Raw genomic sequence first — 23,367 nt, 5'->3', positions numbered from 1 at the left:
TGACAGCGGGGCGATGTGGGATTAGGTTAGCCGACGAAAATATAAATGATAATCATTATTGCTTCTTTTATCATTTTAAGGAGGATGATATGGACACGTCCCTGGCTGAGGAAGTTCAGCACACCGCGACAACGCTGCAATCAGACAGCTTTTTCTTTATGTCGCCTTACCGCAGTTTTACCACGTCCGGCTGTTTTGCCCGTTTTTCTGAACCCGCCGTCGGCGGTGACGATCCGGCGGGTCCCTTTCAGCAGAAATTAGCTCAGGCTTTCCGGAATGCGAAAAACAGCGGCATTGCCCATCCGGTGATGGTAGGGGCGATCCCCTTCGATACCCGCAAACCGTCATCGCTGTTTATTCCGCAACGCTGGCAAACCTTCTCCCGCCCGGCGCGTCAGCAGTCCGCACGTTATGCCTCCGGCGCGCAGACGCTGAACGTGCAACAGCGCACCGAGATCCCGTCGCAGCCGGTTTTCGAGGAGATGGTTGCTCGCGCCGCGTCGCTCACCGCCACGCCGCAGGTGAATAAGGTGGTGCTGTCGCGCCTGATTGATATCGCTACCGACAAACAGATCGATAGCAGCGCGCTGATGGAGCGTCTTATCGCCCAGAACCCGGCGAGCTTTAACTTCCACGTACCGCTGGAAGACGGCGGCGTGCTGCTGGGCGCCAGCCCGGAACTGCTGCTGCGCAAAGAGGGCGCGCACTTTAGCTCGCTGCCGCTGGCAGGCTCTGCGCGCCGTCAGCCGGACGATGTGCTGGATCGCGAAGCGGGCACTAAGCTGCTGGCCTCCGAAAAAGACCGCCACGAGCACGATCTGGTCACGCAGGCAATGAAAACCATTCTGGAACCGCGTAGCCATCATCTGAGCATGCCAGCTTCCCCGCAGCTCATCACCACCCCGACGCTGTGGCATCTGGCCACGCCGGTAGAAGGTGAGGCACGTGAAAACGAGAACGCCCTGACGCTGGCCTGCCTGCTGCACCCGACGCCCGCGCTGAGCGGCTTCCCGCATCAGGCGGCAAAAGAGCTGATTGCCGAGCTGGAGCCGTTCGACCGCGAGCTGTTCGGCGGCATCGTCGGCTGGTGCGACAGCGAAGGTAACGGCGAGTGGGTGGTAACTATCCGCTGCGCGCGGCTGCATCAAAATACCGTTCGCCTGTTTGCCGGTGCGGGCATTGTGCCTGCCTCCTCCCCGGTCGGCGAGTGGCGCGAGACGGGCGTGAAGCTCTCCACCATGCTCAACGTGTTTGGTTTGCACTAAGGAATACTCATGACCATCCCTTTTACCCGCTGGCCTGAGGAGTTTGCCCGCCGCTACCGTGAAAAAGGCTACTGGCAGGATCTGCCGCTGACCCACATCCTGACGGACCATGCGGACAGCGATACGGTCGCGATAATTGACGGCGAACGCCGCATCACCTACCGCGCGTTTAATCAGGCGGTGACGAATCTGGCGTCCTCCCTTCAGGCGCAGGGACTGCATCGCGGTGAGACCGCGCTGGTGCAGCTTGGCAACGTGGCCGAGTTCTACATCACCTTCTTCGCGCTACTACAAATCGGCGTCGCGCCGGTCAACGCGCTCTTTAGCCATCAGCGCAGTGAACTCAACGCCTACGCGGAGCAGATCAAACCCGCCGTGCTGATTGCCGATCGCGACCACGCGCTGTTCTCAGGCGATGATTTTCTCAACACCTTTGTGGATGCGCATCGCTCGGTACGCGTTGTGCTGCTGCGTGGCGATAAGGGCGAACATGCGCTGGAGGCGGCGATTGCGCGCCCGGCGGACAATTTCATCCCGAACCCGACGCCCGCCGACGAAGTGGCGTTCTTCCAGCTCTCCGGCGGCAGCACCGGCACGCCGAAGCTGATCCCGCGCACGCATAACGATTACGACTACAGCATCCGTCGCAGCAACGAAATCTGCGGTATCACTGCGCACACCCGCTATCTGAACGCCCTTCCCGCGGCGCATAACTACGCCATGAGCTCGCCAGGATCGTTAGGCGTTTTCACGGCGGGTGGCTGCGTGGTGCTGGCGAACGATCCGAGCGCCACGCTCTGCTTCCCGCTGATTGAGCAGCATCAGATAAACGTCACCTCGCTGGTGCCACCCGCGGTCAGTCTGTGGTTGCAGGCGATTGCCGACGGCGCGGGGAACGCCCAGCTGAAATCCCTCAGGCTGCTCCAGGTGGGCGGCGCGCGCCTCTCCGCCACGCTTGCGGCGCGCATTCCGGCGGAAATTGGCTGCCAGCTTCAGCAGGTGTTTGGCATGGCGGAAGGGCTGGTGAACTATACCGCCCTCGACGATGCGCCGGAGCGCATCATCAATACCCAGGGCCGCCCGATGTGCCCGGACGATGAAGTGTGGGTGGCGGACGAGGACGGCAACCCGCTGCCGCGCGGGGAGGTCGGGCGTCTGATGACGCGCGGCCCTTACACCTTCCGCGGCTATTTCAACAGCCCGGACCACAACGCCAGCGCCTTCGATGCTAACGGCTTCTACTGCTCGGGCGATCTGATCGCCATCGATGAGCAGGGTTACATCACCGTGCAGGGGCGCGAGAAAGATCAGATCAACCGCGGTGGCGAGAAAATCGCCGCCGAAGAGATCGAAAACCTGCTGCTGCGCCACGACGCGGTGATCCACGCCGCGCTGGTGAGCATGGTGGACAGCCTGCTGGGCGAAAAAAGCTGCGCGTACCTGGTGGTGAAACAGCCGCTGCGCGCGGTGGAGGTGCGCCGCTTCCTGCGCGAGCAGGGCGTTGCCGAATTTAAGCTGCCGGACCGCGTGGAGAGCGTGGATGCGCTTCCGCTCACGCCGGTCGGCAAAGTTGATAAGAAACAGTTGCGCCTGTGGCTTGCTGAACGCGCCCGGGGCTGAGGAACAGAGAATGGCTATTCCAAAATTAACCGCATATGCGCTGCCAACCGCCGCCGAACTGCCGACCAGTAAAGTAAGCTGGGCGTTTGAGCCGGAGCGCGCCGCGCTGCTGATCCACGATATGCAGGAGTACTTCCTGAATTTCTGGGGCGAAAATAGCGACATGATGCAGCAGGTAGTGGCGAACATCGCTAAACTGCGCGCGTACTGCAAAGAGCACAATATTCCGGTGTACTACACTGCGCAGCCGAAAGATCAGAGCGATGAAGACCGCGCCCTGCTGAACGATATGTGGGGGCCGGGTCTGACTCGCTCGCCGGAGCAGCAGCGCATCGTCGCTGAGCTGACCCCGGACGAAGCGGACACCGTGCTGGTGAAGTGGCGCTACAGCGCGTTCCACCGCTCCCCGCTGGAGCAGATGCTGAAAGAGACCGGCCGCAACCAGCTTTTGATCACCGGCGTGTACGCCCACATCGGCTGCATGACCACCGCCACCGACGCCTTTATGCGCGACATCAAACCGTTCTTTATCGCCGACGCGCTGGCGGATTTCACCCGCGACGAGCACCTGATGTCGCTGAAATACGTGGCAGGACGTTCGGGCCGCGTGGTGATGACCGACGAGCTGCTGCCGTCTGTTCCGGCAACGAAAGCCGCGCTGCGTGAGCTGATCCTGCCGCTGCTGGACGAGTCCGACGAGCCGATGGATGATGAAAACCTGATCGACTACGGTCTGGATTCAGTACGGATGATGGCGCTGGCCGCCCGCTGGCGCAAAGTGCACGGCGACATTGATTTCGTGATGCTGGCAAAAAATCCGACCCTCGATGCCTGGTGGGCGCTGCTCTCCCGCGAGGTGAAGTGATGGCTTTTGATTTTACCGGTAAAACCGTCTGGGTGACGGGCGCGGGTAAGGGCATTGGCTATGCGACCGCGCTGGCATTTGTGGAGGCCGGGGCGCAGGTGACCGGGTTCGATCTGGCTTTCCCTCACGGCGAATATCCGTTTGCCACCGAAACGCTGGACGTGGCGGATGCGGCGCAGGCGAGTGATGTCTGCAGGCGTTTGCTCAGCAGCCTTGAGCGGCTCGACGTGCTGGTTAACGCGGCGGGCATTCTGCGTATGGGCGCGACGGATCAGCTTTCGCAGGAGGACTGGCAGCAGACCTTTGCGGTCAACGTCGGCGGCGCGTTCAACCTGTTCCAGCAGACGATGGGCCAGTTCCGTCGTCAGCAGGGTGGGGCGATTGTGACGGTGGCCTCTGACGCGGCGCACACGCCGCGCATCGGCATGAGCGCCTACGGCGCGTCGAAAGCGGCGCTGAAAAGCCTGGCGCTGACCGTCGGGCTGGAGCTGGCGGGCAGCGGCGTACGCTGTAACCTGGTGTCGCCGGGTTCTACGGATACCGACATGCAGCGCACGTTGTGGACCAGCGATGATGCGGAACAGCGGCGCATTCGCGGCTTCGGCGAGCAGTTCAAACTCGGCATTCCGCTCGGTAAAATTGCCCGTCCGCAGGAGATTGCCGCGACCGTGCTGTTCCTGGCATCCGATGCCGCCAGCCATATCACCTTGCAGGATATCGTGGTGGACGGCGGCTCCACGCTGGGGGCGTAATGATCTGGAAACGTCATTTATCCCTCGACGAACTGAATGCCACTAGCCAGAACACGATGGTGGAACACCTTGGCATCGTCTATACCCGCCTCGGGGACGATACGCTGGAAGCGGAGATGCCGGTGGATGCGCGCACCCACCAGCCGTTTGGCCTGCTGCACGGCGGTGCGTCGGCGGCGCTGGCGGAAACGCTGGGGTCGATGGCCGGTTTTCTGATGACCCGCGACGGGCAGAATGTGGTGGGCACGGAACTGAACGCTACGCACCACCGCGCGGTCTCTCACGGTAAGGTGCGCGGCGTATGTCAGCCGCTGCATCTGGGCCGCTCCAGTCAGAGCTGGGAGATTGTGGTGTTCGACGAGCAGGGGCGGCGGTGCTGTACGTGTCGGTTGAGTACGATGGTGCTGGGTTAGATTGTGCGGCGGGAGTGCCGGGTGGCGGCTTCGCCTTACCCGGCCTACGAAACATGCAGACCCGGTAAGCGAAGCGCCACCGGGCGGTTGTTACAACATCGATACCACCCGCTTCAACAGCCGAATTCGCGGCGCAATGGACGCTTTATCCAGCCATTCCGCCGGGCTGTGGAACCCGGCGCCAACCGACCCGAAGCCGTCAAGCGTGGGGATGCCGAGCGCGGCGGTGTGGTTGGCGTCGCTGCCGCCGCCGACTGCCTGCCAGGTAATGTCGATGCCTTCCGCTTTACCCGCCGCTTCAACCTGCTGCATCAGCGCCTGCGTCGCGTCGCTCGCGGCCATCGCCGGTTTGTGATTAACCCGCGTCAGCGTGGTGGTCACGCCGTCTAAAAAACCTTGTTCACATAACAACTCCAGCGCCTGGTTCACCCGGTCATACTCGTCGTTTTCCCAGAAGCGAACGTCCAGTTCTGCCACAGCGCTGTCCGCGACCACGTTCGCCGCGCTGCCGCCCTGAATCACGCCGACGTTAAGTGTAGTGCCGCGATCCCAGTCCGTCAGCGCATTGATGGCGATAACGCTCTTTGCCAGCGCGGTGATCGCCGAGCGGCCTTTTTCCGGGTCATTGCCCGCGTGTGCCGCCACGCCGCTAAAGGTGAGGTGATAGCCCGCCATCCCTTTACGCGCTTTCACCAGCGAACCGTCGGCGCGGGCGGCTTCGCACACCAGCACGCAGCGGGAACGCTTAGCCAGCTCGCCAATCCACTCATGGGAATGGACAGATCCGGTCTCTTCGTCCGGGTTCATCGCAACGGCAATCGCGAGACGATCGTTGTCTGCGGCGTCAAGCGCGCGCATTGCCCACAAAATATTCAGAAGTCCGCTCTTCATATCCGAGACGCCGGGGCCGTACAGGCGGGTTTCATCCTCGCTCAGCGGACGCGCGGCCACGGTGCCGGCGGGAAATACGGTATCCAGATGCCCGACCAGCAGCACGTCGAACCGTTCCGCCTGCGGCTTGTTACTGACGAAGACGGCGGGGCCCACCTTGTCGCCCAGGTTCACTTGCTCCGTATGCCAGCCTTCGCGCTGCCACAGTTGCTGCATGATGCCTGCAACAGCGGCGACGCCGTCAATCGTCTGGGTGCCGCAGTCTACGTTCACCAGGGTTTTCAGCTCTTCGATATAATGGTCAAGATTCATGTTCACGTCCTGTTCAGAGAATAATGCGCATCAGCAGCATGGCTAAGAAAGCGTTGACCACCGAGAGGGCGATCATCAGCGGAATACGTTTGGCGCGGGTGCCAATCACCCCCAGAATGCGGCCCAGGTACTGCACCTGCGAGCCCATCAGGTAGATGGCGGGCGCCAGGATCGCCAGGTGCTCGCCGGTGAGGATGCCTTTATCAAACAGGCCGATGGCAACGCCGATCCCGCCGCCCATCGACATCCAGCCGCCAATCAGCACGGCGGCCGCTTCGCCCGGCAGGCCAAACAGGCCCATCAGCGGAGAGAAGATCGTGCCCAGCCCTTTCAGCGCGCCGGTAATTTCCAGCGCCTTGATGATGATAAAGGCCATCACCACGTTGGGCAGCGTGCTGCTGGTGGCAATGCTCCAGCCTTTGCGCGCGCCTTCGATAAACACATCGGTAATGACGGGATTGGACTGTGAGGCACTCATGCGGCGTCTCCTTTATGGGTAAACGTCAGGATCAGGCGCAGCAGATTGGCGCCGACAATTTTCATGATAAACATCACCGCGATACAGGCCCCGATGGAGGTGGGCACCGCCGCCGTGCCGTCAACGGCGAGCAGCGTGAAGAGGATCGCCCCGGAAGAGAAAAAGTTGGTGATCATCGCCCCGGCGGAGAACTGGAACATGGCGAAAACGTCTTTCTCTTTTTCGCTGATTTGCCCTTCATCAGAGAGATTACGGGTAAGCGACGCGCCCACGTCGGTACTTTGCAGGCTGCCAATCAGCGCCAGCCCGGTGGTGCCAGGGATCCCCAATAGCGGGCGCAGCAGAGGAGTTAAGAGTTTTCGCGCGGCACGCAGGGCGCCATAGTGCTCCAGCACGTTGATCATCCCCAGGGCGAACATCACCGCGGGAATTAAACCGAGCGCGAAGAGAAACCCGTCCATCGCGCCGCTGCCGCCGGTGCCGCGAAAGGTGCTGCTGGCTGTGGTTAACGTACCGTCATCCAGACTGGCTTTGCTGACCACTTTGCCAAATGCGCCGTTGAGGGTGGTGAAATCAAAGACGCCGTACCACTCTTGTCCGCCTAACAGACCCGAGAAGAAAACGGCTGCAAACGCCAGCGCGAAGTACGCGCCCGGCCCGACCTGACTATCCTGAGGTACTGAACTGTTCATATCCTTTTCCTTGTATGCACGCGATTGCGCAGGATCATTCTGGCGAGGTTATGGCCAAAAAAAATGATACAAATCATTCCGTAAGGCGGTGTCTGGCCGAAAAAGGTAAAAGTGTGAACGGTGACGCTACGAAAGTGATCGGCTTAACAATGTGGTGTAAATGTCTGGTTTGACCACGCATTATTGCGTTTCAAAGTTGTTAAATTTTATCCGTTGTTCTAGAAACAAAATGTAACATCTCACTGTTTCACAACAACGGATAACCATTATGAACAACTCAGGGAAATACCTTATATGGGCAGGGCTCTCCGTTGTGGGAGCCTTTGCCCTGGGCTACATCGCCCTCAACCGGGGGGAGCAGATAAATGCGCTCTGGATCGTGGTCGCCTCCGTCTGCATTTATCTGATCGCATACCGTTTTTATGGCCGTTATATCGCGAAGACGGTACTGGGCGTAGACGGCACGCGCATGACGCCGGCCGTGCGTCATAACGATGGTCTGGACTACGTGCCGACCGATAAAAAAGTGCTGTTCGGTCACCATTTCGCGGCGATTGCCGGGGCAGGCCCGCTGGTGGGGCCGGTACTGGCGGCGCAGATGGGCTATCTGCCGGGGATGATCTGGATCCTCGCGGGGGTGGTGCTGGCGGGCGCGGTGCAGGACTTCATGGTGCTGTTCGTCTCCACCCGTCGCGACGGTCGTTCGCTGGGTGAGCTGGTGAAAGAGGAGATGGGGGCAACTGCCGGGGTGATTGCGCTGGTGGCGACCTTTATGATCATGGTCATCATCCTCGCGGTACTGGCGATGATTGTGGTGAAAGCCTTGACCCACAGCCCGTGGGGAACCTATACCGTCGCCTTCACCATTCCGCTGGCGCTGTTCATGGGGATCTACATTCGCTATCTGCGTCCGGGACGCATTGGTGAAGTTTCAGTCATTGGCCTGGTGTTCCTGGTGTTTGCTATTATCTCCGGTGGCTGGGTGGCGGAAAGCCCGACCTGGGCACCGTTCTTCGACTTCACCGGCGTGCAGCTGACCTGGATGCTGGTGGGCTACGGCTTCGTGGCGGCGGTGCTGCCGGTATGGCTCCTGCTGGCCCCGCGTGACTACCTCTCTACGTTCCTGAAAATTGGTACCATCGTCGGGCTGGCGATCGGCATTCTGATTATGCGCCCGACCCTGACCATGCCTGCCCTGACCAAATTCATTGACGGCACCGGCCCGGTCTGGACCGGCAATCTGTTCCCGTTCCTGTTTATCACCATCGCCTGTGGGGCAGTGTCTGGCTTCCATGCGCTTATCGCCTCCGGGACCACGCCGAAGATGCTGGCGAATGAAAATCAGGCCTGCCTGATTGGCTATGGCGGCATGCTGATGGAATCCTTCGTGGCGATTATGGCGCTTGTCTCGGCCTGTATTATCGACCCGGGCGTGTACTTCGCGATGAACAGCCCGATGGCGGTACTGGCCCCGGCCGGCACTGTTGACGTGGTCGCCTCTGCTGCGCAGGTGGTGAGCGGCTGGGGCTTTGCGATTACCCCTGAAACGTTGACGCATATCGCTAACGAGGTCGGCGAGCAGTCGATTATCTCCCGTGCGGGCGGGGCGCCGACGCTGGCGGTGGGTATGGCCTACATCCTGCACGGTGCGCTGGGCGGGCTGATGGATGTCTCGTTCTGGTATCACTTCGCCATTCTGTTCGAGGCGCTGTTTATCCTGACGGCGGTGGATGCCGGTACGCGCGCGGCGCGCTTTATGTTGCAGGATCTGCTGGGGGTGATCTCCCCGAATCTGAAACGTACCGATTCACTCCCGGCTAACCTGCTGGCGACGGCACTGTGCGTGCTGGCGTGGGGCTACTTCCTGCATCAGGGCGTGGTCGATCCGCTGGGCGGGATTAACACCCTGTGGCCGCTGTTCGGTATCGCCAACCAGATGCTGGCGGGCATGGCGCTGATGCTTTGTGCCGTAGTCCTGTTCAAGATGAAGCGCCAGCGTTACGCATGGGTGGCGCTGGTGCCAACGGCGTGGCTGCTGATCTGTACCCTGACAGCAGGCTGGCAGAAAGCCTTCAGCCCGGACAACAAGGTGGGCTTCCTGGCCATTGCCAACAAGTTCCAGGCGATGATCGACAGCGGCAAGATCCCGGCGCAGTACACCGAATCTCAGCTGTCGCAGCTGGTGTTTAACAACCGTCTGGACGCCGGGCTGACCATCTTCTTTATGGTGGTGGTTGTGGTGCTGGCGTTGTATTCTCTGAAAACCGCGCTGGCGGCGTTGAAAGTCGACACGCCAACGGCGAAAGAGACGCCGTATGAGCCAATGCCTGAGAACCTGGACGAGATTGTCACCCAGGCGAAAGGGGCGCATTAACCCGTGTGCCGGGTGGCGGCTTCGCCTTACCCGGCCTACATTTCTTATCCTCCCTCTCCCTCCGGGAGAGGGCCGGGGTGAGGGAAACAAACGAGAAACTGACTATGTTCGACACCCTTTCCAAAGCAGGTAAATACCTGGGCCAGGCCGCAAAAATGATGATTGGCGTGCCGGATTACGACAACTACGTCGAGCATATGCGCGTCAACCACCCGGATCAGACGCCAATGACCTACGAAGAATTTTTCCGCGACCGCCAGGACGCCCGCTACGGCGCCAAGGGCGGGGCGAAGTGCTGTTAACCCTCTTTTGGTAAATAGAGGCTGATCTGCTCCTGTTTACAGCCGTAAATTGCCGCCAGCTTTTCGCGGGTGCGCTTTTGCGGTCGGGAGTCCAGTGCCTCCAGCTGTGACACGGCGGACTGACTGATGCCAAGCTTCTCCGCCACCTCCTGCTGGGACATACCGCTTAAAATGCGCCAGGCGGCCTGTAGGCTGACGTTCTCGTTATGCATGATGTCGCACACTTCACCCGGTAAACCTACGTTATCGTAGATGTCTGATTCGTAAGGGATGTCTTCCCAGTCGTTTTCATCATCGTCATCGTACTCAAGCATGGCTAAACGCATGCGAAAATATTCACCGTAGGGTATGACAACATACTGTTTTTTTCCTTCTTCATCCTTGATGAACTGAATAGTCATATTCCGTATGCTCCTCATGAAGGTAGGTAGTGGTTGTCCGGCGTTTTACTGCCACTACGTAGCAGATATCACCCGGCGGATCCCCGAAGGTGTAAATGACCCTGTAATCACCTAATCGCAACCTGTAGTGGTTTTCGGGAGAAGATAATTTCTTGATATCCGCGACAGGTGATGTTTTATCGTCCATCTTCTCCAGCCTGAATTTAATGCGGTTCTGATATCGAGGATCGATTTTAGAAAACTGCTTCTCTGCTGTTTTAGACCAGACAATCTTCATCCGTACCTCCACTGTACGCCCACACAAAACATAAGGAAATAATAAGACTATTAGATAAATTCCGAATTTCTTATGGGGTACTGTAGAGCGGAGAAAAACCGCGAGAAAGCGGCAAAACGCGAATCGTCGAGGCGACTCGAACAGGCCTCTGCCGGGCGACAGAGGCATACAGTAAATTTGCGATCAGGCGTTCAGACCGCCGTCCACATCCAGACCGGTGCCGGAAATTTGCCCCGCAGCCGGGCTGGCGAGGAAGGTGACCGCCGCTGCGATATCCTCCGGCTGGCCGTAATGACCAAGCGCGATCATCCGGCGCTGGGCTTCCGCCTGCTCGCCGTCTTCCGGGTTCATATCGCTGTTGGTCGGGCCGGGATGAACCAGGTTGACGGTAATGCCGCGCGGGCCTAAATCGCGGGCCAGACCCCGGGTAAGGGAGTTTAGGGCCGATTTGGTCATCGAGTAGACGGCGATCCCCGGCTGCGCCACGCGGTTCGCCAGACAGCTGCCGATGTTGATGATGCGTCCGCCGTCAGACATATGCACCAGCGCTTCCTGAATGGCGATCACCACGCCGCGGATATTGACGTTGATCAGAGCGTCGATGTCCGCCAGGGTCATGGACTCCAGCGGGCCGCCGCGTGCAATCCCGGCGTTATTGACCAGAATATCCAGCCCGCCGAGGGAGCGCGCCGCCTGCGTGACCGCATCCTGAATCGCCTGCGCGCTGGCGCTGTCGGCCTGAATCGCCTCGCCGTGTCGCCCCAGCGCGTTGATTTCATCGACGACCTGCTGGGCTTTATCGACGGATTTTTCGTAGGTGATAACCACATCGGCACCGGCGCGTGCCAGCGACAGCGCAATCGCCCGACCCAGCCCACGACTGGCGCCGGTGACCAGCGCCTTTTTACCTGTTAAATCGATCTGCATGATGACCTCGTTGTAAGAGTGGAGAGAATCATCATTAGGTATAGCCCGTCGGCGCGATTAACGGCTGAAGGATTCCACCTTCTCAAACGCGGCGCGCAGAACGTCAGGGCTTAACGTAATCGGTAAAAAGTGAATAGACTCCACCGGGCGCAGGGTGTGAGCAATGACCTTGTCCAGCTCGTCGCGGTTATGGATATCGACCTCCAGCGCGCGAAGCGTGGTCGGCAGGTTAAAACGCTGGTATGCCGCCACCAGCTGCGCCAGCACGTCCTCCTGACCGAGCAGGGCGCTCTGCACCAGAATGCCGTAGGCCACCTTGGTGCCGTGGAGGTATTTTTCCGTCTGCGGCAGCACGGTTAAGCCGTTGTGCACCGCATGTGCCGCCGCCACGCGGGTATAGCGTTCGCCCAGACCGCCGACCATACCGCCACCGGCGATAACGGCGTCCACCACGTCCCGAAACGCCTGCGTCTGGTCGCCGCGCTGCTGGTCGGCCAGCGCCTCTTCGCTGCGCTCCAGCAACACGTCGCGGATCGCCAGCGCACCGTTCAGGCCAAGACGCACGGTCAGCGGCAGGTTTTCCGGTTCAGGGGCGAGTACCGCCGCTTCGTACCACTTCGCCAGCGTATCGCCGATGCCTGCCAACAGGTATTCCGCCGGGGCGTTAAGGATGATTTGCGGCTCCACCAGCACCAGATAGTTGGCGTCGTCAAAAATCTCAAACTGTAGCGCCTGCCCGGCATCGTTGTACCACACGGAGAGCGGGGTCCACGCCGCGCAGGTGGCGGCGATGGTGGGAATGCCCACGAACGGCACGCCCAGACGACGCGCCACGGCCTTGACGGTATCCATTACCGCACCGCCGCCCACGCCAATCACCACGCTGGCTTCACCACCCGACGCGTTCACCAGATGAGTGACGTCACGCTCGCTGCAATGGCCCTTAAACAGCAGATGTTTTGCCCCCGTCGCGTTAAAACTCTCCGGCAGATAAGGGCGTGCGCCCTCGATAGCCCGCTCGCCGTAGATCCACACCGCGCGGGAAAGCTGTTCCGGAGTAAAGAAATCATCCAGGTGCGCAAGGCTTCCCGGATGAGAGAAGTAGTTCGCCGGGCCGGGCACGACGCGGATATCGGTGTTGCTCATGAAGTTGTCCTTTTTTAGCAAGCGCTAACCCGATGTTATGTCTGGACATCCGGATGGCTAATAATATTTCGCTTTATCTTATGCCTTTTCCGTCGTTGTCAGTCAACCGGAGCTGTGAAAAATTCGCTAAATCAGAAGAGTAATGAAGGATTTACGCGGATGGTTTCCAGTCGCCTTGAGATGCGCGGTATCAGCCTGGCCTTTTCCGGCTTTCAGGCCCTGTCGCGCGTGGATTTCACCCTGAATGGCGGGTCGGTGCATGCGCTGACCGGCGCCAACGGCGCGGGAAAATCGACGTTGATGGCGGTGCTGTGCGGCACGCACGATCGTTATGAAGGCGAAATCTGCATTAACAACCAGCCGGTAAGCATCCGCGAGCCGCTGGACGCCAAACGGCTGGGTATCCACCTTGTGCAGCAGGAGGTGGACGTGGCGCTGATCCCCGGGCTGAGCATTGCGGAGAACATTATGCTCGACCAGCTGGCGCAGCCGGGACACCGCTACAGCTGGCGCGCGATTCGTCAGCAGGCGCGGCAGGCGCTGGCGCAGCTGGATGTTTCGCTGGACGTTCGCCGTTCCATCGACAGCTGCAGGCTGGCTGAAAAGCAGCAGATTTTGCTGGCGCGGGCGCTCTCGCACCACTGCCGTTTTCTCATTCTCGATGAGCCCACCGCGCCGCTGGACGCGCACGAAAGCGAGCGTCTGTTTGCGGTAGTAAGACGTCTGCAACAGCAGGGCATTGGCGTGGTGTTTATTTCTCACCGCATTCACGAGCTGAAGGCCATCTGCGACACCCTGACGGTGCTGCGCGACGGCAGGCTGATTGAGTCCGGCCCGATGGCGGATCTGAGCGGAGAGGAGATCGTCGAGAAGATGCTCGGCCACGAGCTGAGCGATATCTATCCGCCCCCGCGACCGCCGCACGGTGAAGAGATGCTGCTGCGGGTGGAAGGCCTGCACGACGACGCGCTGCTGAAAGATATCTCCCTGCATCTGCGCAAAGGTGAAATCCTCGGCATTGCCGGGCTGGCGGGGGCGGGGAAAACGGAACTCTGCAAGGCGCTGTTTGGCGCCAGCAAAAGCCGCGTGGCGCGCGGCGAGCTGAACCATCAGGCCTGGAAACCGCGCGATCCGGCAGACTCGGTGCTACGCGGTCTGGCGCTGGTGCCGGAGGAGCGGCGCAAAGAGGGCATTTTTATCGACGAGCCGGTGAGCATGAACCTTGCCGTGTGCGCCGATAACAGCTTCTCGCGCTGGAGCCTGTTTGGTCATCGTCAGGCGTGGCGCTGGGCGGAAGAGGTGATTGCCCGCGTCGGCGTGCGCACGCGCGGGCCGGGGCAGGTGCTGCGTCGGCTTTCCGGCGGTAACCAGCAGAAGGTCGCCATCGGGAAATGGCTGCGCAATGACGCCAGCGTGCTGATATTCGACGAGCCGACCAAAGGCGTGGACGTGAAGGCCAAAACCGATCTGTTTCAACTGATAGACGGCCTGGCGCGCGAGGGCAAAGGGGTGATTTACGCCTCGGGTGAATTTGCCGAGCTGGTCGGTCTGTGCGACCGCATCTGCGTGCTGTGGGACGGGCGCATCGTGGCGGAAATCGCCGGGGCAGAGGCCCGGGAAGAAACACTACTTTATTATTCAACCGGAGGCACGGCGTCGTGAGCAAGGCCCTTTCAGTGACCACGGCGGCGTCTGGCCGTCAGCAGATTTTCGATTTTCTTTATAAGTGGGGCATGCTGCTGACCGTCGTCGCGCTGGTGGCGGTGTTTGGCCTGGCGTCGGACAGCTTCCTCGACCCGAACAACATAATCAACATTCTGCGCTCGATTGCCATCGTGACGGTGATTGCCGTTGGCGTCTCTATTTCGCTGACCGTCGGCGGGTTCGATCTCTCCGTGGGATCTACCGCGTCGCTGGCGAACGCGCTGGTGATTTCGCTTTTCGTCTGGCACGGCTTTGGCACCACCGAGTCGATTCTGCTGACCCTCGCGCTCTGTACGCTGGTCGGCCTGTTTAACGCCTTTCTGATCGTCATCCTGCGCATTCCGGACATGCTCGCGACCCTTGCCAGCCTGTTTGTCATCCAGGGTGTGGCGATGACCTACAGCTACGGCGGGTCGATTACCGAGAACATGGTGCTGCCGAGCGGCGACATGGCGGAAGGGACCATTCCGGCGGCGTTTGGCCTGCTGGGGCAGGTGCCGACCATTGTGATCGTCATGCTGGTGGTGACGATTCTGGCACAGCTGGGCCTGTCGCTGACCACCCATGGACGCCGGATGTACGCCATTGGCGGCAACCCCGAAGCCGCGCGCCTCTCCGGCATTCGCACCACCCGCTACAAAGTGGCAGCCTACGTGATTGCCTCTCTGCTGGCGGGGCTGGGCGGCATTCTGCTGGCCTCGCGTATTGGTTCATCGCAGGTGAATGCGGGCGGCGGCTACCTGATGGACGCGGTGGCGGCGGCGTGGATCGGCTTCTCGCTGGCCGGATCCGGCAAGCCGAACGCGCTGGGTACGCTGGTGGGGGCGGTGATCCTCGGCGTGCTGTCGAACGGGCTGGTGATGCTCTCCGTGCCGTATTACGCCATGGACATTATAAAAGGGCTGGTGCTCGCGGTAGCGCTGGCGATTACCTACATACAAAAACGCTGACAACACAACGGGATAATAAATGAAAAAGATTGCGCTCTCTTTGGTAGCTCTTGGGTTACTCACTTCTCTGCCGGGCCTGGCGGCTACCCCCGCGCCGGTTCCGACCGCCATTGCCAGCCATGACGGCCCCATTCGCATTGCGGTGATCCGCAACCTGGGCTCGGACGACAACACCACGCAGTTTGTTGCCGGGGCGATTCAGGAAGGGAAAAAGCTCGGCTTTAAGGTCAGCACCTTTTTAAGTAACGGGGACGACGCCAAATTCCAGGATTTCGTTAACCAGGCCATCAGCCAGAAATACGACGGGATTATTCTCTCTCAGGGGCGCGATCCGTACTCCACCGCGCTGGTGAAGAAGGCGGTGGATGCCGGGATCAAAGTTTCGGTGTTTGATACCGCTGTGAACGGCGAGATCCCGGGCGTAACCGTTACCCAGCAGGACGATGCCTCCCTGACCAACCTCTCTTTCGGCCAGCTGGCGAAAGATTTCAACGGCAAGGCCAATATCGTCAAGCTATGGGTCGCGGGCTTCCCGCCGATGGAGCGCCGTCAGGCGGCCTACAAAGAACTGCAAAAGCAGTACCCGGAGATTAAAGAGCTGGAGTCCATCGGCGCGGTCTCCTCTGACGTGCAGGGCGACACTGCCAACAAGGTGGGCGCGATCCTCGCGAAATACCCGAAAGGTAAAATCGATGCCATCTGGGGTACCTGGGATGCCTTCAGCCAGGGCGCGTATAAGGCGCTGAAAGAGAACGGCCGAACCGAGATCAAACTCTACAGCATCGACATCTCCAACCAGGATTTACAGCTGATGCGCGAGCCGGGTAGCCCATGGGCAGTGAGCGTGGCGGTGGATCCGAAGCTGATTGGCGCGACCAACGTACGCCTGATTGCCAATAAGATTGCCGGAGAAGCGACGCCTGCCACTTACGATTTCAAGGCGGCGGCCATTCCGCAGGCGCTGCTGACCGCCCAGCCGGGCGCGGTGAACGTGGCGTCTCTGGGGAAAATCATTCCGGGCTGGGGCCAGACGGAAGATTTTATCGCGCCGTGGTTTGCGACCCTTGCCGCTAAAAACAAGTAAACCAAGCCGGGTGGCGGCTGCGCCTTACCCGGCCTACATTTCGCACCCGTAGGCCCGGTAAGCGCAGCGCCACCGGGCGTAAGGAGCATAAGGTGTCTCAATTACCCCCTCCCGAATACAGCCGCAATATGCGGCTGATTGGCCATAGCGATCAGGGCGGTCGCCCGGACGGCGTGCAGCTGATGGTACACCGCGGTTTCGCCTATATCGGCCATATGGTGTCGCAGGGCTTTTCGATAGTGGATGTGCGCGACCCGAAAAAACCAAAAGCCGCAGGATACGTGCCTGCGCCGCCGGGTACCTGGAATGTGCATCTCCAGGCGCATGACGACCTGCTGCTGGTGATCAACGCCCGGGATCTGTTTGCCGATGCGCGTTTTGCCGACGAGAAGGTCTACTACACCCGCCAGGTGGGGGAGACCGTCAGCGATGTGCAGGATAAAGGCTGGAGCGCCGGGCTTCGCGTCTTTGATATCTCCACACCGGACAGGCCACGCGAGATAGGCTTTTTATCGCTGAGCGGCATCGGCATTCACCGCATCTGGTATGTCGGTGGCCGCTGGGCGTATGTCTCAGCGCTGATAGACGGCTTTACCGACTACATCTTTCTGACCATCGATCTGGCGGACCCGCGCAAGCCTGAAGTGGCGGGACGCTGGTGGCTGCCGGGGATGAATCAGGCCGAAGGCGAACAGCCGAACTGGCCGGAAGGCAAACGCTACGCCCTGCACCATGCGATTATTGCAGGCGATACCGCGTACGGCAGCTGGCGCGACGGTGGCCTGACGCTGCTGGACGTGAAGGACCGCACCCGGCCTAAGCTCATTAGCCACCGTAACTGGAGCCCGCCGTTTGGGGGCGGGACGCACACCGCGCTTCCGCTGCCGGATCGCGACCTGCTGGTGGTGCTGGACGAGGCGGTGCTGGATAACCAGCAGGACGGCGAGAAGCTGATCTGGCTGTTTGATATCCGCGAGCCGTCGAACCCGGTGAGCATTTCTACCTTCCCGCAGCCGGATGAAACCGACTACGTGGCGAAAGGGGCGCATTTCGGCCCGCACAACCTGCACGAGAACCGGCCGGGGAGCTTTGTCAGCTCAACGCTGATCTTCGCGACGTACCAGAACGCGGGCGTGCGCGCGTATGACATTTCCAATCCGTATCGCCCGGTGGAAACGGGGGCGCTGGTGCCCGCGGCGCCGGAAAAGATGATGGATACGCGGCCCAATCGCCCGCAGGTGATCCAGTCGTGCGACGTGTTTGTGGATGCGCAGGGGATTATTTACAGCACGGATTATAACGGTGGGATGTCGGTGATTGAGTATTTAGGATGAGTTTTTGCCGGGTGGCGGCTTCGCCTTACCGGGCCTACATTTTGCACCCGTAGGCCCGGTAAGCGCAGCGCCACCGGGCAAACGTTCTCAACTGTACTGCCGCACTCGCGCTACCAGCTCTTCCGCGCTGTCGATGCGGTCAGCAATCACAATCAGCGCCTTGCCGAGGGATATCGCGTGGCGCAGGCATTCGTGACGCATCGCTTCATCCTGAATGGTGTCGATATCCGCCACATGGGAAAGCCCGACGCTGCGGCGAATCAGCTCGGTGCCGCAGAATCCGATGGCATCGTGCCAGACCTTTTTCAGGAACGCAGAGGCATAGCCCGGCGCGCTGAGCGCGGCGTCGCGCGTTTTCTCATTCGCCAGCGCCTGGAAGCGCTCCGCGAAGGTGTTCCACAGTTCCTGAATATCGGTCAGGCGCTGCTCGCGCGCGGCGGCGGCATCGCGAATGCCCAGATGCCCCGGCAGGCCGCAGAAGTTCAGCAGCAGGTTGCCGATGGCAGTGCCAACGTCAAAGCCAATCGGGCCAAAGTAGCCGAACTCGGCGTCGATGGCTTTCAGGCTGCCGTCGGCCACAAAAATTGAGCCGCTGTGAATGTCCCCGTGCAGCAGGGCTTCGGCATGCGAAAAGAAGCGGTGCTTCAGGGAGGCCACAGCGATTTTAAGCTGGGCGTCGTCGCGCAGGGCGGCAACATCGTTCTCCAGATCGGCCGGGTAGCTGTTGCGCGCGTGGATCTGGTACGGATCGTTAAAGAACAGATCTTCAGTGATCTCGCACATCTCCGGGTTGATGAATTTTGCCACCTGCGCTTTTTTCTCGTGCGGATGCAGATAAAAATCGCTGGTGTGGAACAGGGTGTGAGCCAGATATTCACCCAGCTGCCGCGCCGCCTGCGGGTAGTAAATGTTGTTAATCAGCTCGCCGCGCCAGATGCGATGGCTGGAGAGATCTTCCATCACCATCACCGCCAGTTTCGGGTCAAAGTGGTGGATTTTCACCGTGTGCTCAGGGCTGTGCTTGTAATGCTCGACCAGGGTTTGCGCCTCCAGGCGAGCGCGATCCAGCGTCAGCGGCCAGGACTCGCCGACGCAGCGCACATAGGGCAGCGCCTGCTTAACGACGATGCGGCTCACGCCCGCGCGGTCGAAAACTTTAAAGACCAGGTTGAGGTTACCGTCGCCGATTTCCTGCGCCTCCACCAGCGATGACGGATCGTCAAGTCCGCCAAACTGCCTGGCATACTCCACGGCGTCCTGAGCGGTAAAGGTACGGTATTGCGACATGGCCTGCTCCTCAGTTTTGCTAATTAAGACATGTAGACGTCTATACATCTGGATTTCATCCTGACACAATGTGCTACAACAACGCAACAGGGAATTAACGACATGCAGACATTACAGACGACCAGCCTGCGGGTGGCGAATAATCAGCTCTATATTCTCGACCAGCAGGCGCTTCCGCAGGAGAAACGCTGGCTGGATGCCTCGACGGTGGAGGCGCTGGTTGGGCATATCCACGCTCTGCGCGTGCGTGGCGCGCCGTTAATTGGTCTCTCTGCAAGCCTGCTGCTGGCGCTGTTAGCGGAAAGCGGTAAAGGCCGCGACGAGCTGGCGGCGGCGCTGGAGACCCTGCGTGCCTCCCGCCCGACGGCGGTGAACCTGATGAACAATCTCGACCGCATGAAGATTGCGCTGTGGCAGGAAGCGTTCGTTCCGGCGCTGGTGGCTGAAGCGCTGCGCCTGATTAATGAAGACAAACGGCTTTGCGACGCGATTGCGAAAGCGGGTAGCGCGCTGGTGAAGCCCGGCAGCCGCCTGCTGACCCACTGCAATACCGGCGGGCTGGCAACGGCGGGCGTCGGGACGGCGCTGGGTGTGATTGCCCGCGCGCATCAGGCAGGGAATGTCAGCAACGTCTGGGTGGATGAAACCCGTCCGCTGTTGCAGGGCGGCAGGCTGACCGCATGGGAGCTGGGCGAGCTGGGCGTGCCTTATCAGCTGATTACTGACTCCATGGCCGCCAGCCTGATGGCAAAAGGGCAGGTGGATGCCGTGTGGGTGGGGGCAGACCGCATTGCCGCCAACGGCGACGTGGCGAACAAAATCGGCACCTATTCCCTGGCGGTGCTGGCGAAGTTCCACGGTATTCCGTTCTACGTCGCCGCCCCGCAAACGACCCTCGACCGGGACTGCCCGAACGGTGACGCGATCCCGATTGAGCAGCGCGCGGCCAGCGAAGTGACGGGCGTGGCGGGAAGCTTTGGCGCGGTGCAGTGGGCGCCGCAAGAGGCGCAGGTCTATAACCCGGCGTTTGACGTTACCCCCGCCTCGCTGATTAGCGGCTGGGTGCTGGATACGGGCGTGGTCACCCCTGAAGAGGTAGCGAAAGGGAAATTCGCCTGAGTGGGACTATCCTTGTAAGGGGTTCCCTTTAGAGGACGTTATCGTGACGCTCGATCCTGAAACAGACTTAAAACTGGAACGCGTGGTGGATGCACCGCGCGACCTGCTGTGGCTCTGCTGGACCACACCGGAGCACATCAAAAACTTCTTCATTCCTGCTCCCCATAAGGTGACTGAATGCGACCTCGATCTGCGCGTGGGTGGGCGGTTCAATACCGTGTTTGAGGTGGACGGGCAGCGGATGGATAACCGGGGCGTATTTCTTGAAATCGATCCGGGGAACAAGCTGGTCTTTACCGATGGCTATACTGAGGGCTGGAAGCCGGCTGAAAAGCCGTTTATGACAGCGATCCTGCTGCTGGAAGATGTGGGGGAGGGCAAGACCCGCTACACGGCGATTGCGCGTCACCCAACGAAGGAAATCCGCGAGCAGCATGAACAGATGGGCTTCCACGAAGGGTGGGGCGTGGTGTTGGATCAGCTGGTGGGGTATGTGAAAGGGCTGAAACGGTAGTGCCCTTAGACCCCCTCTCCCTTGAGGGAGAGGGCTGGGGTGAGGGGGGAGAATTCATTGATTATGTTGAAGACAGATTTCTCTTTTTGGTATTCCTCATCTGACGAAATACTCGCTCTCCCTTTTCATCAAAGTATCTTTCCGGCCATATCACATCGGGTGGAATGTCTGGCGCCTGAGCGATAAGCAGTTCACCTTTAGGCCATGGTCGGGTAAGCGCATTTGCCAGTGTGGATGAGGAAAGGCCAGCCTTTCTGGACAACGCAGCCAGGCTTGTTCCATGTTTCTTTAGTGCAGCGATAATATCGGCCGGGTGCCAGTTCTGATGTTGCATTGTGTCCTCCTTACATGTGTTCGTTACGTGCTCAATTATCCTATTTTGGGATAAGAAGGCAGCGGGAGGATATTCGATTTCAGGATATTTGTATGGAATCGGAACAATGGCTTCAGTTTACTCGGATGAATACCAGCGTGTTATCAATGCGTTGAAGAAAGCGCGTAAAGAGAAGGGGATGACTCAGGCGCAGCTTGCGGAGGCACTGGGAAAACCACAATCGTTTATTGCTAAAGTGGAAAACGGTGAGCGTAGGTTGGACGTGGTGGAGTTTGTGCATCTGGCGAGGCTGGTTGGCGCAGATGTGCAGAGGATTATCGCCAGTATTTAATTAATGCCTGAGTATGGAACTGACCACCTGAGCCGTATGTTCCCCTCACCCTAACCCTCTCCCCAGAGGGGCGAGGGGATAGCACGGTGCTCGCATTACTTTGTGGGGTAGGGAGAAAAGATCAGGCCAGGCGTGGATACGCATCCGCGATTGCATCGCCCGTAAACTGGGCAACCCAGCCTTCCGGATTGTCGAAAATACGAATGGCGGTAAAGTTCGGCTCTGAACCCATGTCAAACCAGTGCGGCGTGCCTGCGGGTACGGAAATCAGGTCGTTTTTCTCGCACAGCACCTGATACACCTCATCGCCGATGTGCAGGCAGAATAGTCCCGCCCCTTCCACGAAAAAGCGCACTTCGTCTTCGCCGTGAGTGTGCTCGTTGAGAAACTTCGCGCGCAGCGCCTCTTTCTGCGGATTGTCGGCGCGAAGGCTAATCACGTCCCAGCTCTGATAACCTTTCTCTGCCACCAGCTTGTCGATTGCATGCTGATACGCCTCAATCACGGCTTCAGGCGCGGGATCCTGCCCTAAATCACGGTCTGCCGCCCAGCGCTCAAAGCGCACGCCCTTAGCGTTCAGCTGTTGGGCAATCTCGGCGGCGTCGGTGCTGTGCCACAGGTGATGACTGGCGTCTTTATCGGAATAAATGGTCAATGCGCTCATGAAGGGATCTGCTCCGGGTTAATCTCGTCAAACTGGTGGATCTGATGGTGATGGCTTGCGCCGTCATCTTCACCGCGTATCAGTTGCAGGGTGCGAAAACCCGCCTGTTCAGCCGCGTCCAGCTCCTGATGAATATCCGACAGGAACAGGATCTGCGACGGGGCGATGCCCGTTTGCGCCGCAATATTTTGATAAGACTGCACCTCACGCTTGGCGCCGATGCGGGTATCAAAATAGCCGCTGAACAGATGAGTAATATCACCTTCGTCGCTGTAGCCAAATAACAGTTTCTGCGCGGCGACGGAGCCAGAGGAATAAACATAGAGATCAATCCCTTGTGCCTTCCATTTTTCCAGCGCGGGCAGTACATCAGGGTAGAGATGGCCGGTAAAGTCACCGTTGATGTAACCGTCCTGCCAGATGATGCCTTGCAGGGCTTTGAGCGCCGTCGATTTGCGGTCTTCATCCATAAAGGTAAACAGCACGTTGATGAGATCGCTGACGCTGGCATGCGGAGTGCTGATTTCATCGCGCAGGTTGTCCAGAATCGATTTGACCGGCTCGGCGTACTGCTGCGCGGTCACAAAGGCCGCCAGCCGCTCACGCGCGTAGGGGAACAAAACATCATGGACAAAACGGATATCGCTGGTGGTCCCTTCAATATCCGTCACAATCGCGCGAATCATACTCTCTCCCATTGTCGTAAACGCATTTCGCATTCAAATAAGAATTCTAAACCTTCCAGATGACGGCGGGCTTCGGCCACGTCGCGTCCCCAGCAGGTTAAGCCATGACCGCGCAGAAGAAAACCATAATTAAGCGGGCGTTCCTGCGCGTAATGGGCGATTCGAGAGGCGAGGGCGTCGATGTCCTGGTCATTATCAAACACCGGGATGGCCACCGTATCCCGATGCGTGGTCTGTCCGGTAAGGGATTTTTGCATCTCGAAGCCGGAGATCTTCAGCTCGGTCTCGTTGACCAGCCGCGACAGCACCGTGGCATTGACGGTGTGAACGTGCAGGACGGCGTTAGCCTCCGGGAACAGGCGATAGATGAGGGTATGCAGCCCGGTCTCTGCCGACGGTTTACGGCCAGAAGGCGCACGGTTGGTGGCGATTTCAACCTGTAGAAAATCGGCGGTGGTCAGGCTGCCTTTGTCTTTTCCGGATTCGCTCAGCCAGCACAGATGTTCATCCTGACGCACGGACATATTGCCGCCGGTAGCGGGCGCCCAGCCTTTAGCGCCAATCCAGCGGCAGGCCTCGACCAGGTGTGTGAGTTGCAGGTTGTCTGTCATTTCCTTTTACCCTCTCGGTCAGGAATATTTATAT

Annotated in this window: 26 protein-coding genes; 14 read left to right on the top strand and 12 right to left on the bottom strand. The window is 59.6% G+C overall.

Translation table 11 applies throughout. The features are described from left to right. The first annotated feature begins 89 nt into the window (after positions 1-89). Genes entC through entH form a run of 5 tightly spaced genes read left to right on the top strand, consistent with a single transcriptional unit; the run spans position 90 to position 4,915 of the window. Positions 90-1,265 (top strand): isochorismate synthase EntC, encoded by a 1,176-nt coding sequence (gene entC, locus INF86_RS19255; RefSeq protein ID WP_023299559.1) that lies wholly within the window; start codon positions 90-92, stop codon positions 1,263-1,265. 9 nt (positions 1,266-1,274) lie between these two features. After that, complete coding sequence (gene entE, locus INF86_RS19250) at positions 1,275-2,885, top strand: (2,3-dihydroxybenzoyl)adenylate synthase EntE (protein WP_193543817.1); 1,611 nt, start codon at positions 1,275-1,277, stop codon at positions 2,883-2,885. A 10-nt stretch (positions 2,886-2,895) separates the two neighbouring features. Beyond that, the gene (locus tag INF86_RS19245; protein WP_022647383.1) at positions 2,896-3,750 is read left to right on the top strand and encodes an isochorismatase; all 855 of its coding nucleotides are present in this window, start codon (positions 2,896-2,898) and stop codon (positions 3,748-3,750) included. Further along, on the top strand, positions 3,750-4,502 hold the full coding sequence (gene entA, locus INF86_RS19240) for a 2,3-dihydro-2,3-dihydroxybenzoate dehydrogenase EntA (protein ID WP_048966668.1): 753 nt from the start codon (positions 3,750-3,752) through the stop codon (positions 4,500-4,502). The genes INF86_RS19245 and entA overlap by 1 nt, the downstream gene beginning before the upstream one ends. Beyond that, entirely contained in the window at positions 4,502-4,915 is a 414-nt protein-coding gene (gene entH / locus INF86_RS19235; protein WP_022647384.1) for a proofreading thioesterase EntH, read from the top strand. The genes entA and entH overlap by 1 nt, the downstream gene beginning before the upstream one ends. Before the next feature lie 90 nt (positions 4,916-5,005). Here entH and INF86_RS19230 read toward each other — a convergent pair whose 3' ends face one another. The 3 genes from INF86_RS19230 to INF86_RS19220 are packed head-to-tail and all read right to left on the bottom strand — an operon-like array spanning position 5,006 to position 7,288. Beyond that, positions 5,006-6,118, bottom strand: coding sequence for a M20 family metallopeptidase (locus INF86_RS19230; RefSeq protein WP_193543816.1), 1,113 nt, complete (start codon positions 6,116-6,118; stop codon positions 5,006-5,008). Between the two features lie 13 nt (positions 6,119-6,131). Further along, entirely contained in the window at positions 6,132-6,596 is a 465-nt protein-coding gene (locus tag INF86_RS19225) for a YjiG family protein (protein WP_063149476.1), read from the bottom strand. Next, positions 6,593-7,288, bottom strand: coding sequence for a nucleoside recognition domain-containing protein (locus tag INF86_RS19220; protein ID WP_063149477.1), 696 nt, complete (start codon positions 7,286-7,288; stop codon positions 6,593-6,595). The genes INF86_RS19225 and INF86_RS19220 overlap by 4 nt, the downstream gene beginning before the upstream one ends. Before the next feature lie 268 nt (positions 7,289-7,556). On the opposite strand from INF86_RS19220, the gene cstA reads away from it, so the two are divergent. Next, positions 7,557-9,662 carry a pyruvate/proton symporter CstA gene (cstA, locus tag INF86_RS19215; RefSeq protein ID WP_038415638.1) on the top strand — a complete coding sequence of 702 codons (2,106 nt, stop codon included), beginning with the start codon at positions 7,557-7,559 and terminating at the stop codon, positions 9,660-9,662. A gap of 104 nt (positions 9,663-9,766) precedes the next feature. After that, complete coding sequence (locus tag INF86_RS19210) at positions 9,767-9,964, top strand: YbdD/YjiX family protein (RefSeq protein WP_142488620.1); 198 nt, start codon at positions 9,767-9,769, stop codon at positions 9,962-9,964. Here INF86_RS19210 and INF86_RS19205 read toward each other — a convergent pair. The 4 genes from INF86_RS19205 to INF86_RS19190 all read right to left on the bottom strand — a co-directional run bounded on the left by INF86_RS19205 (position 9,961) and on the right by INF86_RS19190 (position 12,715). Then, the gene (locus tag INF86_RS19205; protein WP_193543815.1) at positions 9,961-10,365 is read right to left on the bottom strand and encodes a helix-turn-helix transcriptional regulator; all 405 of its coding nucleotides are present in this window, start codon (positions 10,363-10,365) and stop codon (positions 9,961-9,963) included. The two genes, INF86_RS19210 and INF86_RS19205, sit on opposite strands and share 4 nt — an antisense overlap. After that, the gene (locus INF86_RS19200; protein WP_022647393.1) at positions 10,340-10,642 is read right to left on the bottom strand and encodes a type II toxin-antitoxin system RelE/ParE family toxin; all 303 of its coding nucleotides are present in this window, start codon (positions 10,640-10,642) and stop codon (positions 10,340-10,342) included. Before INF86_RS19200 ends, INF86_RS19205 begins: the two co-directional genes overlap by 26 nt. A gap of 183 nt (positions 10,643-10,825) precedes the next feature. Next, the gene (locus INF86_RS19195) at positions 10,826-11,569 is read right to left on the bottom strand and encodes an SDR family NAD(P)-dependent oxidoreductase (RefSeq protein WP_022647394.1); all 744 of its coding nucleotides are present in this window, start codon (positions 11,567-11,569) and stop codon (positions 10,826-10,828) included. Between the two features lie 57 nt (positions 11,570-11,626). Beyond that, complete coding sequence (locus INF86_RS19190) at positions 11,627-12,715, bottom strand: oxidoreductase (RefSeq protein WP_023299565.1); 1,089 nt, start codon at positions 12,713-12,715, stop codon at positions 11,627-11,629. 159 nt (positions 12,716-12,874) lie between these two features. On the opposite strand from INF86_RS19190, the gene INF86_RS19185 reads away from it, so the two are divergent. The 4 genes from INF86_RS19185 to INF86_RS19170 all read left to right on the top strand — a co-directional run bounded on the left by INF86_RS19185 (position 12,875) and on the right by INF86_RS19170 (position 17,787). Beyond that, positions 12,875-14,377: a sugar ABC transporter ATP-binding protein gene (locus INF86_RS19185; protein WP_193543814.1), complete on the top strand. Its 1,503-nt coding sequence runs from the start codon at positions 12,875-12,877 to the stop codon at positions 14,375-14,377. Then, complete coding sequence (locus INF86_RS19180) at positions 14,374-15,369, top strand: ABC transporter permease (protein WP_022647397.1); 996 nt, start codon at positions 14,374-14,376, stop codon at positions 15,367-15,369. The genes INF86_RS19185 and INF86_RS19180 overlap by 4 nt, the downstream gene beginning before the upstream one ends. 19 nt (positions 15,370-15,388) lie before the next feature. Beyond that, positions 15,389-16,453: a sugar ABC transporter substrate-binding protein gene (locus INF86_RS19175; protein ID WP_022647398.1), complete on the top strand. Its 1,065-nt coding sequence runs from the start codon at positions 15,389-15,391 to the stop codon at positions 16,451-16,453. Between the two features lie 92 nt (positions 16,454-16,545). Next, positions 16,546-17,787, top strand: a complete 1,242-nt coding sequence (locus tag INF86_RS19170; protein ID WP_022647399.1) for an LVIVD repeat-containing protein — start codon at positions 16,546-16,548, stop codon at positions 17,785-17,787. An 87-nt stretch (positions 17,788-17,874) separates the two neighbouring features. On the opposite strand, the gene mtnK is transcribed toward INF86_RS19170, so the two are convergent. Continuing rightward, complete coding sequence (gene mtnK, locus INF86_RS19165; protein WP_048966160.1) at positions 17,875-19,074, bottom strand: S-methyl-5-thioribose kinase; 1,200 nt, start codon at positions 19,072-19,074, stop codon at positions 17,875-17,877. A 102-nt stretch (positions 19,075-19,176) separates the two neighbouring features. Here mtnK and mtnA point away from each other — a divergent pair, with 102 nt between their 5' ends. Together mtnA and INF86_RS19155 are read left to right on the top strand one after the other, a co-directional pair. Further along, positions 19,177-20,193: an S-methyl-5-thioribose-1-phosphate isomerase gene (gene mtnA, locus INF86_RS19160; protein ID WP_063149481.1), complete on the top strand. Its 1,017-nt coding sequence runs from the start codon at positions 19,177-19,179 to the stop codon at positions 20,191-20,193. 43 nt (positions 20,194-20,236) lie between these two features. Continuing rightward, positions 20,237-20,707, top strand: coding sequence for an SRPBCC family protein (locus tag INF86_RS19155; protein ID WP_045622238.1), 471 nt, complete (start codon positions 20,237-20,239; stop codon positions 20,705-20,707). Between the two features lie 61 nt (positions 20,708-20,768). Here INF86_RS19155 and INF86_RS19150 read toward each other — a convergent pair whose 3' ends face one another. Then, positions 20,769-21,041 (bottom strand): helix-turn-helix transcriptional regulator, encoded by a 273-nt coding sequence (locus INF86_RS19150; RefSeq protein WP_032624682.1) that lies wholly within the window; start codon positions 21,039-21,041, stop codon positions 20,769-20,771. Positions 21,042-21,147: 106 nt separating this feature from the next. Between INF86_RS19150 and INF86_RS19145 the strand changes: the two genes are divergently transcribed. Continuing rightward, entirely contained in the window at positions 21,148-21,372 is a 225-nt protein-coding gene (locus INF86_RS19145) for a helix-turn-helix transcriptional regulator (protein ID WP_023299573.1), read from the top strand. Positions 21,373-21,493: 121 nt separating this feature from the next. Here INF86_RS19145 and INF86_RS19140 read toward each other — a convergent pair whose 3' ends face one another. Genes INF86_RS19140 through INF86_RS19130 form a run of 3 tightly spaced genes read right to left on the bottom strand, consistent with a single transcriptional unit; the run spans position 21,494 to position 23,333 of the window. Next, positions 21,494-22,036, bottom strand: coding sequence for an acireductone dioxygenase (locus tag INF86_RS19140; RefSeq protein ID WP_058645960.1), 543 nt, complete (start codon positions 22,034-22,036; stop codon positions 21,494-21,496). After that, complete coding sequence (gene mtnC, locus INF86_RS19135; protein WP_023305674.1) at positions 22,033-22,722, bottom strand: acireductone synthase; 690 nt, start codon at positions 22,720-22,722, stop codon at positions 22,033-22,035. The genes INF86_RS19140 and mtnC overlap by 4 nt, the downstream gene beginning before the upstream one ends. Then, positions 22,719-23,333 carry a methylthioribulose 1-phosphate dehydratase gene (locus INF86_RS19130; protein ID WP_022647407.1) on the bottom strand — a complete coding sequence of 205 codons (615 nt, stop codon included), beginning with the start codon at positions 23,331-23,333 and terminating at the stop codon, positions 22,719-22,721. The genes mtnC and INF86_RS19130 overlap by 4 nt, the downstream gene beginning before the upstream one ends. Between the last annotated feature and the right edge of the window lie 34 nt (positions 23,334-23,367).

This window comes from Enterobacter cloacae complex sp. I1M (assembly GCF_014982425.1).
Lineage (GTDB): Bacteria > Pseudomonadota > Gammaproteobacteria > Enterobacterales > Enterobacteriaceae > Enterobacter > Enterobacter intestinihominis.
Note: the sequence above shows the minus strand (reverse complement) of the source record. Positions and strands in the feature narration are given on the sequence as shown.